At 66.5% G+C, this 15,634-nt stretch carries 15 protein-coding genes; all 15 read left to right on the top strand.

Features of this window, described 5'->3' with window-relative positions; translation table 11 throughout:
- The first annotated feature begins 132 nt into the window (after positions 1 to 132).
- The gene (locus tag BCL79_RS12060; protein WP_226956597.1) at positions 133 to 348 is read left to right on the top strand and encodes a hypothetical protein; all 216 of its coding nucleotides are present in this window, start codon (positions 133 to 135) and stop codon (positions 346 to 348) included.
- Positions 348 to 1,064 carry a fimbrial biogenesis chaperone gene (locus BCL79_RS12055; RefSeq protein ID WP_121041492.1) on the top strand — a complete coding sequence of 239 codons (717 nt, stop codon included), beginning with the start codon at positions 348 to 350 and terminating at the stop codon, positions 1,062 to 1,064. The genes BCL79_RS12060 and BCL79_RS12055 overlap by 1 nt, the downstream gene beginning before the upstream one ends.
- Before the next feature lie 214 nt (positions 1,065 to 1,278).
- Positions 1,279 to 2,148 carry a 30S ribosomal protein S2 gene (gene rpsB / locus BCL79_RS12050; RefSeq protein ID WP_121041490.1) on the top strand — a complete coding sequence of 290 codons (870 nt, stop codon included), beginning with the start codon at positions 1,279 to 1,281 and terminating at the stop codon, positions 2,146 to 2,148.
- Positions 2,149 to 2,275: 127 nt separating this feature from the next.
- On the top strand, positions 2,276 to 3,154 hold the full coding sequence (tsf, locus tag BCL79_RS12045; protein WP_088433310.1) for a translation elongation factor Ts: 879 nt from the start codon (positions 2,276 to 2,278) through the stop codon (positions 3,152 to 3,154).
- 192 nt (positions 3,155 to 3,346) lie between these two features.
- On the top strand, positions 3,347 to 4,846 hold the full coding sequence (locus tag BCL79_RS12040) for a GGDEF domain-containing protein (RefSeq protein ID WP_121041488.1): 1,500 nt from the start codon (positions 3,347 to 3,349) through the stop codon (positions 4,844 to 4,846).
- A gap of 133 nt (positions 4,847 to 4,979) precedes the next feature.
- On the top strand, positions 4,980 to 5,708 hold the full coding sequence (gene pyrH, locus BCL79_RS12035) for a UMP kinase (RefSeq protein WP_121041486.1): 729 nt from the start codon (positions 4,980 to 4,982) through the stop codon (positions 5,706 to 5,708).
- Positions 5,709 to 5,807: 99 nt separating this feature from the next.
- Positions 5,808 to 6,365: a ribosome recycling factor gene (gene frr / locus BCL79_RS12030; RefSeq protein WP_121041484.1), complete on the top strand. Its 558-nt coding sequence runs from the start codon at positions 5,808 to 5,810 to the stop codon at positions 6,363 to 6,365.
- 5 nt (positions 6,366 to 6,370) lie between these two features.
- Positions 6,371 to 7,141 (top strand): polyprenyl diphosphate synthase, encoded by a 771-nt coding sequence (uppS, locus tag BCL79_RS12025; protein ID WP_121041482.1) that lies wholly within the window; start codon positions 6,371 to 6,373, stop codon positions 7,139 to 7,141.
- A complete protein-coding gene (locus BCL79_RS12020; RefSeq protein ID WP_121041480.1) occupies positions 7,138 to 7,962 on the top strand; it encodes a phosphatidate cytidylyltransferase in 825 nt (274 codons plus the stop codon). Before uppS ends, BCL79_RS12020 begins: the two co-directional genes overlap by 4 nt.
- Before the next feature lie 2 nt (positions 7,963 to 7,964).
- Complete coding sequence (locus tag BCL79_RS12015) at positions 7,965 to 9,155, top strand: 1-deoxy-D-xylulose-5-phosphate reductoisomerase (protein WP_121041478.1); 1,191 nt, start codon at positions 7,965 to 7,967, stop codon at positions 9,153 to 9,155.
- 34 nt (positions 9,156 to 9,189) lie between these two features.
- Complete coding sequence (rseP, locus tag BCL79_RS12010) at positions 9,190 to 10,548, top strand: RIP metalloprotease RseP (protein WP_102789229.1); 1,359 nt, start codon at positions 9,190 to 9,192, stop codon at positions 10,546 to 10,548.
- 73 nt (positions 10,549 to 10,621) lie between these two features.
- Entirely contained in the window at positions 10,622 to 12,988 is a 2,367-nt protein-coding gene (gene bamA, locus BCL79_RS12005; protein WP_121041476.1) for an outer membrane protein assembly factor BamA, read from the top strand.
- Positions 12,989 to 13,331: 343 nt separating this feature from the next.
- Positions 13,332 to 14,354 carry a UDP-3-O-(3-hydroxymyristoyl)glucosamine N-acyltransferase gene (lpxD, locus tag BCL79_RS12000; protein ID WP_121041474.1) on the top strand — a complete coding sequence of 341 codons (1,023 nt, stop codon included), beginning with the start codon at positions 13,332 to 13,334 and terminating at the stop codon, positions 14,352 to 14,354.
- Entirely contained in the window at positions 14,351 to 14,806 is a 456-nt protein-coding gene (gene fabZ / locus BCL79_RS11995) for a 3-hydroxyacyl-ACP dehydratase FabZ (RefSeq protein WP_019184406.1), read from the top strand. The genes lpxD and fabZ overlap by 4 nt, the downstream gene beginning before the upstream one ends.
- A 19-nt stretch (positions 14,807 to 14,825) precedes the next feature.
- Positions 14,826 to 15,617 carry an acyl-ACP--UDP-N-acetylglucosamine O-acyltransferase gene (lpxA, locus tag BCL79_RS11990; RefSeq protein WP_121041472.1) on the top strand — a complete coding sequence of 264 codons (792 nt, stop codon included), beginning with the start codon at positions 14,826 to 14,828 and terminating at the stop codon, positions 15,615 to 15,617.
- The last annotated feature ends 17 nt before the right edge of the window (positions 15,618 to 15,634 follow it).

The raw sequence follows: 15,634 nt of genomic DNA, 5'->3' as shown, positions 1-15,634 counted from the left end.
TCCCGCCTCGCCCTCAAGACCGGCGGCAGTCTGGCCGATAATGGGCAGGCCCCTTTCCTGCGATGTTCGATGATCCTGAGACGGCTCCCCCCCGCCCCGGCCTGCCTGCTCCTGCTCGCCGGATTCACGGCATTGCCCGCCACCGCGCAGTCGCAGGGCGGCCTGCGCATCCAGCTCCGCATCGTGGCCGACTGCACGACCACGGCCCTGCGCGGGGCGCGGCCGGACTGCGCGATGCCGCACCAGCGCAGCGATGCTCCCACGCCGGTGCCCATGCAGGTGCAGGCGTTGACCCCGGTGGAACTGCTCCGCGGCGACCGGCCTGACCGGGCTACGGTGACCTACTGATGCGCGGGCTTGCCGCACTTGCCCTGGCCCTGGCCCTGCCTGCAGCCGATGCGAGGGCCGTGCAGCTTTCCACCACCCGCGTGCTGCTGCCTGCCGAGCAGGCCGACGTCGATCTGTGGCTGGACAACCCCGATCCGGTGCGATGGTCCGGCCAGGCCCGGCTGTATCGCTGGGAACAGGAAGAAAACGACGAGCGCCTGCAGCCGGCCGAGGACGTGGCGCTGAGCCCGTCCGTACTGGACATCGCGCCCGGCCAGCGGCAGCGCCTGCGCGTGGTCCGGCTCGGCGCCGCCCCCGAACAGGTCCAACAGGCGTATCGGCTGGTCATCAGCCCGGATCCGGCGCTGCCTGCGGCGACGGCCCCGCGCTACTCGTTGCCGGTGTTCCTGGACCCGCTTCAAGCACCCGCAGTGGCACCGGCACTGCAGGCACGGCTCCAGCCGGGCTTGGCCGCGCACGTGCAGCTTTACAATGGTGGCGCGCGCCACGCCCACGTGGCCGACCTGGTGTTCGTCGACCGCACTGGGGCCCGCCAGGTCGTGATAGCGGGCCTTGCCGGCTATGTGCTGCCCCGCCAGACGCGGACCTGGGCGCTTCCCTTCCGGCCCGATCAGTATGTTGGCGGCCACTTCCAGGCCCGCCTGGACCACGCAGCAGAGGCTGCCCTGCCCGCCGCCGCGCCCGAGATTGCAGCCCCGGCCCAGGCCGGGCTATAATCGACCGGATCTCCTGCCTCATCGAAGCAGGGAACACGTCAACACCGGACGTCACCGGTGAATCCACACCTGCCGCCCATATCCGTGCCGGGGTGCTCCGCAAGGAGTTCGGTCACGGAAGCGACAGGGAAGCCAAACCCCGGAACCTCCCGCCTCACGGCGGACCGCCCAACTATTACCCGTGGCGGCCGGTTCCCTATCAGGAGTTACTGCAATGCCCCAGGTCACCATGCGTCAGATGCTGGAAGCCGGCGTCCATTTCGGCCACCAGACCCGTTACTGGAACCCCAAGATGGGCCAGTACATCTTCGGCGCCCGCGGCAAGATCCACATCATCAACCTGGAAAAGACCGTTCCGCTCTTCAATGACGCGATGAACTTCATTTCCAGCGTTGCGCAGAAGCGCGGCACCATCCTGTTCCTGGGCACCAAGCGCAGCGCCCGCGAGTCGATCCGTGAAGAAGCCGAGCGTTGCGGCATGCCCTTCATGAACCAGCGTTGGCTGGGCGGCACCCTGACCAACTTCCGTACCGTGAAGCAGTCGGTTGCCCGCCTGAAGGAACTGGAAGCCGGTGAGACCGACGGCAGCTTCGACAAGCTGGTCAAGCACGAAGTGCTGGGCCTGCGTCGCGAGCGCGACAAGCTGGAAGCCTCGCTGGGCGGCATCAAGGACATGAACCGCCTGCCCGACGCGATCTTCGTCATCGATATCGGCCACGAAGACATCGCCATCAAGGAAGCCAAGAAGCTCGGCATCCCGGTGATCGCTGTTGTCGATACCAACTACAACCCGGAACTGGTCGATTACGCGATCCCGGGCAACGACGACGCCATCCGCGCTGTGCAGCTGTACGCCCGCGCCGCTGCCGACGCCGTGCTGGAAGGCAAGGCTGCTGCGCCGCACGCCGCCACCGTCCGCGAAGAAGAGTTCAGCGAAGCCGCTGCTGGCGAAGAAGCCAAGCCGGCCCGCCGCGCGCCGGCCAAGAAGGCTGCTGCTCCGGCTGCTGCCGCTCCGACCGCTGAAGCCCCGGCCGCTGAAGCCCCGGCGGCCGACGCTCCGGCCGCTGGCGAAGCCCAGGCCTGATCCAGGCCCGCGGTGGGCGCAGCGCGCCCACCGCTCCTGTCCGCTGCCGTTGGCGCGACGACAGGACACCTGTCACACGGGCCGGCCACCATGCCGGCCCAACCCCTTTCTTTCGTGAGGAAATCCCGTGGAAATCACTGCTTCCCTGGTCAAGGAACTGCGCGAGCGCACTGGCGCCGGCATGATGGAGTGCAAGAAGGCACTCGTCGAAAACGGCGGCAACATCGACGCCTCGGCCGAATGGCTGCGCAAGTCCGGCCTGGCCAAGGCCGACAAGAAGGCTGACCGCGTGGCTGCCGAAGGCATCATCGTGGCGGCTCAGGACGGCGGCAAGGCCGTGCTGGTCGAAGTCAACTCGGAAACCGACTTCGTCGCCAAGGACAGCAACTTCCTGGACTTCACCAAGGCGGTTGCTGCCACCGCGCTGAGCTCGGGCGCTGCCGACATCGACACCCTGAAGGCCGCCAAGCTGCCGTCCGGCGAGACGATCGAAGAAGCCCGCGCTGCCGTCATCGCCAAGGTCGGCGAGAAGGTCGACGTGCGTCGCATCGTGCGCCTGGAATCGACCAACAACGTCGCTGCCTACGTGCACGGCGGCCGCATCGGCGTGCTGGTTGAACTGGCCGGCGGCAACGAAGAGCTGGCCCGTGGCCTGGCCATGCACGTGGCTGCCATGAACCCGCCGCACAACAAGGCCGCCGATGTGCCGGCCGAGTTCGTTGCCAAGGAAAAGGAAATCGAACTGGCCAAGATGTCCGACAAGGACAAGTCCAAGCCGGCCGATATCCTGGAAAAGATCATCAGCGGCAAGATCGCCAAGATCGTCAACGAAGTGACCCTGTACGGCCAGCCGTACGTGCTGGACACCAACCAGTCGGTCGAGCAGGTCCTCAAGGCCGCCGGTGCCGATGTGGTCGGCTTCCAGCGCCTGGCGGTCGGCGAAGGCATCGAGAAGGTGGTGGAAGATTACGCCGCCGAAGTGATGAAGCAGGCCGGTCTGGCCTGATCTTCACCGCTTGAATGTGTTACGAAAGAAGCCGCGGACTCCGCGGCTTCTTTTTTTTGTCCATTGGCTTTGCTTTGTGTGCCGGATCAGGGCAATACTCCCAAACCGATCTGCCGCGTCAACGCAAGAAATCAAGGACGAAACTGTGATGCACCTCAGGTATTCTTGCCCCAACACACTGAAAAGCCCGCCATGCCTCCCGAGCTGACAGCCGCCCTGGCGCTCTGCCGCAACCTGCCCTCCCCGCCCGGTATTGCCCTGCGCATCATCGAACTGGCGCAGGATCCGGAAGCGGACATCACCACCGCCGCCGACATCATCGCCATCGACATGGCGCTGAGTGCCCGCATGCTGCGCATCGCCAATTCACCGCTGTATGCCAGCCGCCGGCGCATCGAGAACCTCGGCCAGGCACTGACCATGCTCGGCCTGAATGCCACCGTCAGCCTGGCACTGGGCTTCACCGTCACCCAGAACCTGACCGCGGCCGGCGACGGCCAGGACCTGCGCGAGCGCGCGTGGCGCCGCAGCATCCTCAGCGCGCTGGCAGCCAGCCTGCTCGGCCAGGCCCGCGGCCTGCGCAAAGCCGAGGAACTGATGCTGGCCGGCCTGCTGCAGGACATCGGCGTGCTCGCCCTCGCCCAGGCGCAGCCGGAAACCTATCTCCCGCTGCTGCGCCAGGCGGCCGACAACGACGCCCTGGTCGCACTGGAGCGCGAACACCTGCAGTGCAGCCATGCCGATGTCGGGGCGTGGGTGGCCGAGGAATGGGGCCTGCCCCGCTACCTGGTGGACAGCATCGCGCACAGCGAATCGCCCGCCACCGGCGACGACAATTTCCAGAACTGCGTCGCCCTGTCCGGCGCCGTGGCCGATATCTGGCTCGGCACCGATGCCGATGCCGCCCGCGAACACGCCCTGCAGCGCGTGCACGACACCCTCGGCCTGGACAGCGCCCAGTTCGACCAGGTGCTGGCCCGCATCGGCGAATCGCTGCCGGATATCAGCACCCTGTTCGAGACCCCGCTGTTCTCGCCCTCGCGCGTGCAGCAGCTGATCGACCATGCCCAGGAGCTGGCCACGCTGCGCAACCTGCGCGAGATGCAGGACGCCGCCCTGGCCCGCCAGCGTGCGGATGAATTCGAGGCGCGCGCCAATCGGCTGGCCGAGCAGGCCCACCGCGATGCACTGACCGGGGTGCTCAACCGCCGCCAGCTCGAAGCCGTGCTCGAACAGGAATTCCTGCGCGCCTCCCGTCATGGCTGGCCACTCTCGGTCGCCTTCATCGACCTGGACGATTTCAAGAAGATCAACGATGCCCACGGCCACCTCATGGGTGACCAGGTGCTGCGCATGTTCGCCACCAAGCTGCAGGAGCAGTTGCGCAACAGCGATACGGTGGCCCGTTTCGGCGGCGAGGAATTCATCGCGCTGCTGCCCAATACCACCGAGCCGGTCGCACTGGAAGTGGTCCGGCGGGTACTGGCCACGATCGTCAACACACCGATGGCCGAAGCGGCCGGTGGCCCACTGTTCGTGACCTTCTCCGCCGGCGTGGCCACCCAGGGGGGCTACGAGCGTTTCGCCGATGTTCAGGACCTGCTGAAAGCCGCCGACGACGTGCTGTACCGCTCCAAGAACCTGGGCCGCAACCGCGTCATCGCGCGCTCGCCCAGTACCGCGCCGGCCTGAGCCCGACCGGCGCGCGGCGCCGTGATCGCGGCCGTCGCAGCGCCTGCCTACGCCGCAGTGCAGCAAATTTATGCTGCCCGATGGCCCGGCTTCCAGTAGAATCCGGGCGTTTTCCACGCATCCAGAGATCGCCATGTCAAAGCTCGCCTATCGCCGCATCCTGTTGAAAGTTTCCGGGGAGGCGCTGATGGGAGACGAGGACTACGGCATCGACCCCAAGGTGATCCACCGCCTCGCCCGTGAGGTGATGGAAGCGCAGGCCGCCGGTGCCGAAGTGGCCCTGGTGATCGGCGGCGGCAACATCTTCCGCGGTGCCGGCCTGGCGGCAGGCGGCATGGACCGGGTGACCGGCGACCAGATGGGCATGCTCGCCACCGTGATCAACGCGCTGGCCATGCAGGACGCCCTGGAGAAGCTGGGCGCCAAGGCCCGCGTGATGAGCGCGATCAAGATCAACGACGTCTGCGAGGATTACATCCGTCGCCGCGCCATCCGCCATCTGGAAAAGGGCCGCCTGGTGATCTTTGCCGCCGGCGTCGGCAGCCCGTTCTTCACCACCGATTCCGGCGCGGCCCTGCGTGCGATCGAGATCGGCGCGGACCTGCTGCTGAAGGCCACCAAGGTGGACGGCGTGTACGACAAGGATCCGAACAAGTACAGCGATGCGGTCCGTTTCGACAGCCTGACCTACGACGAAGTGATCCGTCGCGGGCTGGAAGTGATGGATACCGCCGCCTTCGCGCTGGCCCGTGACAGCGATCTGCCGCTGCGCGTGTTCGACATGGGCCAGCCGGGCGAGCTGCTCAAGATCCTGCACGGCGACAACATCGGCACCCTGGTGCAGGGCCGCGACAACACCTGAGCCTGAGCGGCGCCCCACACCGGGCGCCCTGAACGGCCCGGCGAAGCCCCTTCTTCGCCTATAATCGCCCGATTCCCAGTTACATCCAGGATTCGGGCGATGCTCAACGAAATCAAGCAGGACGCGCAGACGCGCATGGCAAAGAGCATCGATGCTCTGAAGCACACCCTCACCTCCATCCGCACCGGCCGTGCTTCCCCGGCCCTGCTGGATCGCATCACCGTCAAGGCCTACGGCACCGACACCCCCTTGAACCAGGTCGCCTCGATCAGCGTCTCCGAGGGCCATTCGCTGGTCATCACGCTGTTCGACAAGGGCATGATCAAGGACGTGGAAAAGGCGATCTATGCCTCCGACCTCGGCCTGACCCCGAACGTGGCCGGCACCGTCATCCGCCTGAACCTGCCGCCGCCGACCGAAGAGCGCCGCAAGGAGCTGGGCAAGCAGGTGCAGAAGGAAGGCGAAGGCGCCAAGATCGCCATCCGCAACATCCGCCAGGACGCCAACAAGGCGATCGCCACCCTGATCAAGGACAAGGCGATCAGCGAAGACGACAAGAAGCGCGGCGAAGACGACATCCAGAAGCTGACCGACAAGTCCATCAAGGACGTCGATAGTGTTGTCGCCGAGAAAGAAAAGGAACTGATGGCGGTCTGAGCCCTATGTCCCAGGCCCCGACCAGCAGTTCCGACGCGCCCGTGCCGCGCCACGTTGCCATCATCATGGATGGCAACGGGCGTTGGGCGCAGAAGCGTCGTCGCCCGCGCGTGATCGGCCATCGTGCCGGTGCGCGCGCGGTCAACCGCACCATCGATTTCTGCCTCGACCACGGCATCGCCGCGCTGACCCTGTTCGCCTTCTCCAGTGAAAACTGGGGCCGGCCGAGCGATGAGGTCGACGCGCTGATGAAGCTGTTCCTCAATGCGCTCGACCGCGAAGTGGACGAGCTGCATCGCCGTGGCGTGCGCGTACGTTTCATCGGCGAGCGTGAGCGCTTCGGCGCCGGGCTGGTCAGCCGCATGCAGCTGGCCGAACAGCGCACCGCCGGCAACCGTGCGATGACCCTGAGCATCGCCGCCAGCTACGGCGGCCGCCAGGACATCGCCCGCGCCGCGCGCGAGCTCGCTGCCGAGGTCGCGGCCGGTCGCCTGCTGCCCGAGCAGATCGACGAAGCGATGCTCAGCAGCCGCGTGGCCCTGGCCGACCTGCCACCGCCGGACCTGTTCATCCGCACCGGTGGCGATACCCGCATCAGCAATTTCCTGCTCTGGCAGCTGGCCTATACCGAACTGTGGTTCACCGACGTACTGTGGCCCGAGTTCGACGCCGCCGTCCTGCAGCAGGCGTTCGACGCCTATGCCGCGCGTGAACGCCGTTTCGGCCTGACCAGCGCCCAGATCGCCGCCTTGGCCACCGAGACCTCTTCCCCATGACCAAGACCCGAGTCATCGCCGCGCTGATCATGGCGCCGGTCGCCATTCTCGCCATCCTGATGCTGCCCACCCAGTGGCTGGCCGCCGCGGCGGCCGCCGTGTTCCTGATTGGCCTGTGGGAATGGCTGAAGCTGGCCGACGTGGAAGACACCCTCGCCCGCACCGTGCTGCTGGTGCTGAATCTGGTGCTGATGGTGCTGATCGTGTGGGCCGATGCCGGCTCGCTGGTGCTGTACCAGATCGCCGCACTGATCGGCATCGGCTGGTGGTTGATGGCGCTGCTGTGGCTGCGCTTCTTCAACTTCGGCGCCAGCCCGAGCAGCCCGGCACGTGCGCTCAAGCTGCTGGCCGGCACCCTGGCGATCGTTCCGGCCTGGACCTCGCTGGTGCTCATCCATGCCAGCGGTGACAACGGTCACCTGTGGCTGCTGACCGCGCTGGCCGTGGTCTGGGCCGCCGATTCGGGCGCCTACTTCGCCGGCCGCACCTTCGGGCGCACCAAGCTGGCCCCGCGGATCAGCCCCAACAAGACCTGGGAAGGCCTGGGGGGCGGCATGGTCGCCGGCCTGATCGTGGCGCTGGGCTTCGGCTGGCTGGCCGGGATCGACAGCGGCCATCTGGTCGGCCTGGTGATCACCGCCGTGGTCACCGTGTTTGCCTCGGTGCTGGGCGATCTCTATGAGAGCCTGATCAAGCGCCACGCCGGTGCCAAGGATTCGGGCCATATCATCCCGGGCCATGGCGGCGTGCTCGATCGTATCGACGGCGTTCTCGCCGCCCTGCCGGTGTTCGCACTCGGCAAGGAAATCTTCGGGTTCTAACCATGGCCAGCGCTTCCGCCCCCCGCCAGGTCGCCGTCTTCGGCGCCACCGGTTCGATCGGCGCATCCGCGCTGGACGTGATCGCGCGCCATCCGGACCGCTACCAGGTCACTGTGCTGGCCGCCGGCCGCCAGGTCGATGCGCTGGTCGCGCTGTGCGCCGTGCACCGCCCGGCGCATGCCGTGATTGCCGATGAATCGCGGTATGCCGCCCTGCGCGACGGCCTGCGTGACGCCGGCCTGGCCACCCGGGCCCATGCGGGCGCTGCGGCGCTGGATCAGCTGGCCGCCAGTGATGCCTGCGACACCCTGGTCGCCGCCATCGTGGGGGCCGCCGGGCTGTCCTCGACCCTGGCCGCCGCGGCGGCCGGCAAGCGGATCCTGCTGGCCAACAAGGAGTCGCTGGTGCTGGCCGGCGAGCTGCTGATGCGCCAGGCCGCGGCCGGCGGGGCGGAGATCATCCCGATCGACAGCGAGCACAGCGCGATCTTCCAGTGCCTGCGCTCCCGCGACGCGAGTCTCGATGGGGCCGGCGTGCGCCGGATCATCCTGACCGCCTCCGGCGGCCCGTTCCGTGGCCGCACCCGCGAGCAGCTGGCACAGGTCACTCCGGCCCAGGCCGTGGCCCACCCGAAGTGGTCCATGGGCCCGAAGATCTCGGTCGATTCGGCGACGTTGATGAACAAAGGGCTCGAAGTCATCGAAGCCCATCATCTGTTCGGCGTGCCCGGCGAGCGCATCGACGTGCTGGTCCACCCGCAGAGCCTGGTGCATTCGCTGGTCGAATTCGTCGATGGCTCCACCCTGGCCCAGATGGGCCTGCCGGACATGCGCACCACCCTGGCCGTCGGCCTGGGCTGGCCGCAACGGATCGAATCCGGGGTCGGCGGGCTGGATCTGCTGACCCAGGGGCGGCTGGATTTCGAAGCCCCGGACACCGAGGCCTTCCCGTGCCTGAAGCTCGCCTGGCAGGCGATGGCCGCCGGTGGCACCGCCCCGGCGATCCTCAATGCAGCCAATGAAGTCGCGGTTTCAGCGTTTCTTCAGGGGCGGGCAGCTTTCCTTGCCATTCCAGCGCTGGTCGCTAACGCTCTGTCAACACTGTCGAGCGAGTCCGCCGATACACTGGAGGGCCTGCTGACCGCCGATCAGCGCGCCCGCCAGATCACCCAAGCCGCCATCGACCACGCCTGAATGCCCCATACGCCCCCTTACAGTGCTGATCACCATGGGTGATTTCATCGGATCCGTCTGGTGGATGATCGTCAGCCTTGGCCTGCTGGTGACATTCCACGAGTTCGGCCATTACTGGGTAGCCCGCCGTTGCGGGATCAAGGTGCTGCGCTTCTCTGTCGGATTTGGCAAGCCGCTGTGGTCGCGCCGCAACCGCGCCGGCACCGAATTCGCGATCGCCGCCATTCCGCTGGGCGGCTACGTGAAGATGCTGGACGAGCGCGAGGTGGAAGTGCACCCGGCCGAGCGCGGCCAGGCCTTCAACCACAAGACCGTGTGGCAGCGGATCGCGGTGGTCGCCGCCGGTCCGGCCGCCAACCTGATCCTGTGCATCGCCCTGCTGTGGGCGATGTTCGTGATCGGGAAACAGGATTATTCGGCCACCATCGGCCGCACCACCGGGATGGCCCAGACCGCCGGGCTGCAGGCCGGCGACCGCGTGGTGAAAGTCGATGGCCGCAGCGTGGCCACCGCCGGCGAGGCCAGCATGGCGCTGACCACTGCGGCGATGGATCGTCACGATGCCAAGGTCGAGGTCCTCGACGGCCTGGACCAGGTGCGCACCCGCACCCTGCCGCTGTCGCAGCTGCCGGCCGGCTTCGATGAACGCCGCGTGCCCCAGCTGACCGGGTTGAGCTGGCAGTTCTGGCTGCAGCCGGCGCTGGTGGACAAGGTACTGCCCGACGCGGCTGCCCAGGGCGTGCTGGTGCCGGGCGACCTGATCGTGGCCGTGGACGGCCAGCGCATCGAAGGCGCCGACCAGGTGCCGGCGCAGATCGCCGCGCTCGGCCAGCGTGGCGGCCCCGGCATGATCGACGTCCTGCGCGGCGGCGAGCGGCTGGCGCTGGAGATCACCCCCCGCCAGGGCGTGGACGGCCGTGGCCAGCCGACCTGGCAGATCGGCATCGGTTTCCCGGAGACCCACGCCCCGGCCTACGATGCCGAACTCAAGTTCGGGCCGTTTGCGGCAGTGCCGGTAGCCCTGCGCGAAACCGCCCGGATGGCGGGCGATTCCCTGGGGATGATGCGCCGCATCGTCACCGGCAACGCCTCGCTGCAGAACATCTCCGGCCCGGTCACCATTGCCCGGGTCGCCAATGTCTCGGCCAAACGCGGCCTGGATTGGTTCCTGTATTTCCTGGCCCTGCTGTCGCTGAGCCTGTGCATCATCAACCTGTTGCCCATCCCCATCTTGGACGGCGGGCACCTGCTGTATTACCTTATCGAGTTGGTCAAGGGCAGCCCGCTGAGCGAGCGCGCCATGGCTGCCGGGCAGTATGTGGGCCTGGCGCTGCTGGCCGGGCTGATGGGATTGGCGTTCTACAACGACATCCTCGGCCTGGTCCCGCGATGAACTTTTTTCCTTTTGTCGTCGTCTTATGCGCCGGCATCCCGCAATGTTGAAATCGACTCCAACCGGACGTGACATGACGCGACTCCCCAATCGCCGCCTGCTGGCCCTCGCACTCGTTGCCGGTTTCGGCGCGCCCGCCCTGGCGCAGGCAGCCGAGCCCTTCACCGTCAGCGACATCCGCGTGGATGGTCTCCAGCGCATCACCTCCGGTACCGTGTTCACCTACCTGCCGGTGGAACGTGGCGACACGATCACCGACAACAAGGTCGGTGAGACCATCCGTGCGCTGTACAAGACCGGCTTCTTCGAAGACGTCCAGCTCAACCGCCAGGGCGACATCCTCGTGGTCACGGTCAAGGAACGCCCGGCGATCAACAAGTTGACCGTCACCGGCAACAAGGACATCAAGAGCGACCAGCTGCTCAAGGGCCTGAGCGACATCGGCCTGACCGAGGGCGGCACCTTCGACCGCCTGAGCCTGGACCGGGTGACCCAGGAACTGCGCCGCCAGTACAACGACCGTGGCAAGTACAACGTGGACATCACCCCGACGGTGAGCCCGCTGGACCGCAACCGCGTGGACATCGCCATCGCGATCAAGGAAGGCAAGGCCGCCAAGATCCAGCACGTCAACCTGGTCGGCACCGAGAAGTTCCCGGCCAAGGACATCCTGGAAACCTGGGAATCCAAGGAGCACAACTGGGCCTCGTGGTACCGCCGCGATGACCAGTACTCCAAGGAAAAGCTGTCCGGCGATCTGGAAAAGCTCAACGGCTGGTACCTGGACCGCGGCTACGTGGATTTCAGCATCGATTCCACCCAGGTCTCGATCAGTCCCGACAAGCGCGACATGTTCATCACCGCCGGCGTGACCGAGGGTGAGCAGTACAAGATCTCCGAGATCAAGGTCACCGGCGACACCATCCTGCCGCAGGAAGATGTCGAGCGCATGGTGATCCAGAAATCCGGCGACACGTTCTCGCGTGCGCTGCTGGAGTTCAGCTCGGACCAGATCACCAATTCGCTGTCCAACATCGGTTACGCCTTCGCCAAGGTGAACCCGATCCCGACCAGCAACCGTGCCGACCGCACGGTGGCCATCAACATGCAGGTCGTTCCCGGCCCGCGCGTGTCGGTGCGCCGCATCACCTTCAAGGGCAACACCCGCACCTCCGACGAAGTGCTGCGTCGTGAAATGCGCCAGTTCGAGAACAGCTGGTACTCGCAGGCCGCGATCGACCGCTCCAAGATCCGTCTGCAGCGCCTGGGCTACTTCGAATCGGTCGACGTGGAAACGCCGCCGGTCACCGGCAGCAACGACCAGGTCGACGTGGTCTACAACGTCAAGGAAACCACCTCGGGCAGCTTCGTGTTCGGCCTGGGCTATTCGCAGTCCTACGGCATGACCACCTCGGTGCAGCTGTCGCAGAACAACTTCCTCGGCGGCGGCAACCGTGTGTCGGTCGAAGCGTCGCGCAGCAGCTACCTGCAGCGTTACGGCTTCAGCTATACCAACCCGTACTTCACCGATGACGGCGTCTCGCTGGGCTACAACCTGTCCTGGCGCGAACTGGATTACTCCGACTTCAACACCGCGCAGTACAACAGCACCAATGGTGCCGCGCAGGTGGTGTTCGGCGTGCCGATCACCGAGAACGACACCGTCTCGCTGATGGTGGGCATCGACAGCAACCAGATCACCACGTACCAGGGGTCGACCCCGCAGGCGATCATCGATTACATCGATGCCATCGGCCAGCGCACGTTCCATTCCTGGCGTACCGAGCTGGGCTGGGCGCGCGATACCCGCAACGACTACTTCATGCCGACCCGCGGTACCTACCAGCGCGTCGGCCTGGAAACCACGCTGCCGGGTTCGACCGTGGAGTACTACAAGCTGAACTATCAGTTCTCCAAGTACTGGCCGATCATCCCGCAGCTGGTCATCAACACCCGCGCCGAAGTCGGCTACGGCGACAGCTACGGCAATGACACCACCCGCGTGATCACCAACCCGGATGGCAGCACCCGCGTGGTGACCGCCGCTGGCCTGCCGTTCTACGAGAACTTCTACGCCGGTGGTACCAACTCGGTGCGTGGTTTCGAGGACAACACCCTCGGCCCGCGTTCGGAACCGACCCTGAGCTACAACCGCGGCCAGCCGCTGGGCGGCTCGCTGAAGACCGTTGGTTCGGTGGAAGCCTACTTCCCGCGCCTGTTCGACAGCCCCTCGGCCCGCATCTCGGCCTTCGTGGACTTCGGCAACGTGTACACCGGCGTGGACAACTTCAAGGCCAACGAACTGCGCGTGTCCACCGGTGTGGCCCTGCTGTGGCGCGCCCCGGTCGGCCCGATCTCGATCAGCTACGCCTTCCCGCTCAAGAAGGAAGACGGCGACGAAGTCGAGCGTCTGCAATTCACGTTCGGCGGTCAGTTCTGACCGCCTAACGTGAATTGCCCAAGGTTTGCGCAGCAAACCTTGGGGCCCAACGATTCCTCCTATCCCCCGCGCCGTCGGCGCGGCCCCCTTAACAGAAGGGGGCCTCTCCACCAGACGCGGTACGCATTCGCCGGGCTTTGCCCGGCGTTTTCGTTTCTGGGTCAGGCCAGCGGCCGGCACTACCCTGCCGCGCTCGCGCTGAACCGTCGGGGGGCGTGGCGGGCTGCCCGCCATGACCCCGCGCGATGGCAACCAAGGCGCCGGAGCCACAGCAAACCGACACACCCACCCCAAAACCCCCGCCCCGCATGACCGTTTCGGCATCACACGGTAAACTCCCCCGGTGAACACTCCTACCTATACCGCCCAGCAACTCGCCGAGCAGTTTGGCCTGCAGGTCCATGGTGATGGCAGCACCGCCATCCATGGCGTGGCTACGCTCGCCCATGCCGGCCCCGGCCAGCTCACCTTCCTGGCCAATCCGCGCTACCGCGCGCAGCTGGCCGACAGCCAGGCGGCCATCGTCGTGCTGCGCGCCGAGGATGCCGAGGCCGCGCCCGGCGCCGCCCTGGTCGCCAAGGACCCGTACACCACCTTCGCCAAGATCGCCGCCCTGTTCGATATCGCACCGCCGCGCGCCCCGGGCATCCACCCCAGCGCCTGCATCGATCCGGACGCCCAGGTCGCCGCCAGTGCCCACATCGGGCCGTTCGTCACCATCGGCGCGCGCAGCGTCGTCGGTGAGAACTGCATCGTCGGCCCCGGCAGCATCATCGGCGAAGACTGCACCCTGGAAAACGGCTGCGAACTGATCGCCCGCGTGACCCTGGTCACCCGCGTCAAGCTCGGCAAGCGCGTGCGCATCCATCCCGGCGCCGTGCTCGGTGCCGATGGCTTCGGCCTGGCCATGGATGCCGGCCACTGGATCAAAGTGCCCCAGCTCGGCGGCGTGCGCATCGGTGACGACTGCGAAATCGGCGCCAATACCTGCGTTGATCGCGGCGCGCTGGAAGACACCGTGCTGGAGAACGACGTGCGCCTGGACAACCTCGTGCAGGTCGCCCACAACGTCCAGATCGGCGCCCACTCGGCCATCGCCGGCTGCACCGGCATCGCCGGCAGCGCCAAGATCGGCCGCTACTGCCTGCTGGGCGGCGCCGTCGGCGTCGTCGGTCACCTCGAAATCTGCGACAAGGTCGTCATCACCGGCAAATCGGTGGTGCGCAACTCCATTCATGAGCCGGGCGAGTATTCCTCCGGCACCCCACTGACCGACAACCGCACGTGGCGTAAAAATGCCGCGCGCTTCAAGCAGCTCGATGCGCTCGCCCGGCGCATCCTGTCTGTGAGCAAGGAGAAAGAATGAGCAACAACCAGAATCTGCCGGACATCAACCAGATCCAGCAGTTGATCCCGCACCGCTACCCGTTCCTGCTGGTGGACAAGGTGATCTCGCTCGATTTCGAGAACCGGAAGATCGTCGCCACCAAGAACGTCAGCATCAACGAGCCATTCTTCCAGGGCCACTTCCCGGGCCAGCCGATCATGCCCGGCGTGCTGATCATCGAAGCCATGGCCCAGGCCGGCGGCGTGCTGACCCAGCTCACCCTGGGCCGCGATGCGCAGTCCAAGCTGTTCTACATGGTGAAGGTCGACAAAGCCCGCTTCAGCAAGCAGGTCGTGCCCGGCGATGTGCTGGAAATGCACGTGGAGATCAAGCGCGTGATCCGCAACATGGCGGTGTACGACTGCGTGGCCAAGGTCGATGGCGAAATCGTCGCCTGCGCCGAAGTGCTGTGCGCCGGCACCCGCGAATGATCCAGGCAGGAGATCTGCAATGAGTGACAACGCCCCTCTCATCCACCCCACCGCGGTCATCGACCCGTCGGCGACGCTGGCTGCGGATGTGCGCGTGGGTGCGTTCTGCCTGATCGGTGCGGACGTGGAAATCGGTGCCGGTACCGAGATCGGTCCGCACTGCTCGATCCACGGCCCGACCCGGATCGGCCGCAACAACCGTTTCATCGGCCATGCCGCGATCGGTGGCGAGCCGCAGGACAAGAAGTACAAAGGCGAGCGCACCGAGCTGGTGATCGGCGATGACAACGTCATCCGCGAGTTCGTCACCATCAACCGCGGCACCGCCGGTGGCGGCGGCATCACCACGGTCGGCAACGACAACTGGATGCTCGCCTACACCCACGTGGCGCATGACTGCCATGTCGGCGACCATTGCGTGTTCTCCAACAACACCACGCTGGCCGGCCACGTCACCGTGGGCGACTACGTGATCATCAGCGGCTTCGCCGGTGCCCACCAGTTCTGCCGCATCGGTGCCCACGCCTTCCTTGGCATGGGCGCGCTGACCAACGGCGACGTTCCGCCGTTCACCATGGTCGGCAGCGATACCCTGGGCCGCCCGCGCGGCATCAACAGCGAAGGCCTCAAGCGCCGCGGCTTCGATGCCGAGCGCATCGCCAGCATCAAGCGCGCCTACCGCACGCTGTACGTGGCCGGCCTGCCGCTGGCCGACGCCAAGGTGCAGCTGGCCGAGCAGGCCACCCACAGCGCCGACGTGAAGGACCTGCTGGACTTCATCGAAAGCGCCGAGAGGCCCCTGCTGCGATGACGGCTCCAGGCGGGCAC

Origin of the sequence: Stenotrophomonas rhizophila (genome assembly GCF_003651185.1) — a bacterium.
In the GTDB taxonomy this organism is placed as follows: Bacteria; Pseudomonadota; Gammaproteobacteria; order Xanthomonadales; family Xanthomonadaceae; genus Stenotrophomonas; species Stenotrophomonas maltophilia_Z.
The sequence above is the reverse complement of the archived record's forward strand: the minus strand, read 5'-3'. Positions and strand labels throughout refer to the sequence as shown.

Bases quoted from the DNA above. Each gene is read 5' to 3' on its own strand.
- BCL79_RS12055 (WP_121041492.1), top strand. From the start codon at position 348: ATGCGCGGGCTTGCCGCACTTGCCCTGGCCCTGGCCCTGCCTGCAGCC.
- rpsB (WP_121041490.1), top strand. From the start codon at position 1,279: ATGCCCCAGGTCACCATGCGTCAGATGCTGGAAGCCGGCGTCCATTTC.
- BCL79_RS12040 (WP_121041488.1), top strand. From the start codon at position 3,347: ATGCCTCCCGAGCTGACAGCCGCCCTGGCGCTCTGCCGCAACCTGCCC.
- pyrH (WP_121041486.1), top strand. From the start codon at position 4,980: ATGTCAAAGCTCGCCTATCGCCGCATCCTGTTGAAAGTTTCCGGGGAG.
- frr (WP_121041484.1), top strand. From the start codon at position 5,808: ATGCTCAACGAAATCAAGCAGGACGCGCAGACGCGCATGGCAAAGAGC.
- uppS (WP_121041482.1), top strand. From the start codon at position 6,371: ATGTCCCAGGCCCCGACCAGCAGTTCCGACGCGCCCGTGCCGCGCCAC.
- BCL79_RS12020 (WP_121041480.1), top strand. From the start codon at position 7,138: ATGACCAAGACCCGAGTCATCGCCGCGCTGATCATGGCGCCGGTCGCC.
- BCL79_RS12015 (WP_121041478.1), top strand. From the start codon at position 7,965: ATGGCCAGCGCTTCCGCCCCCCGCCAGGTCGCCGTCTTCGGCGCCACC.
- rseP (WP_102789229.1), top strand. From the start codon at position 9,190: ATGGGTGATTTCATCGGATCCGTCTGGTGGATGATCGTCAGCCTTGGC.
- bamA (WP_121041476.1), top strand. From the start codon at position 10,622: ATGACGCGACTCCCCAATCGCCGCCTGCTGGCCCTCGCACTCGTTGCC.
- fabZ (WP_019184406.1), top strand. From the start codon at position 14,351: ATGAGCAACAACCAGAATCTGCCGGACATCAACCAGATCCAGCAGTTG.
- lpxA (WP_121041472.1), top strand. From the start codon at position 14,826: ATGAGTGACAACGCCCCTCTCATCCACCCCACCGCGGTCATCGACCCG.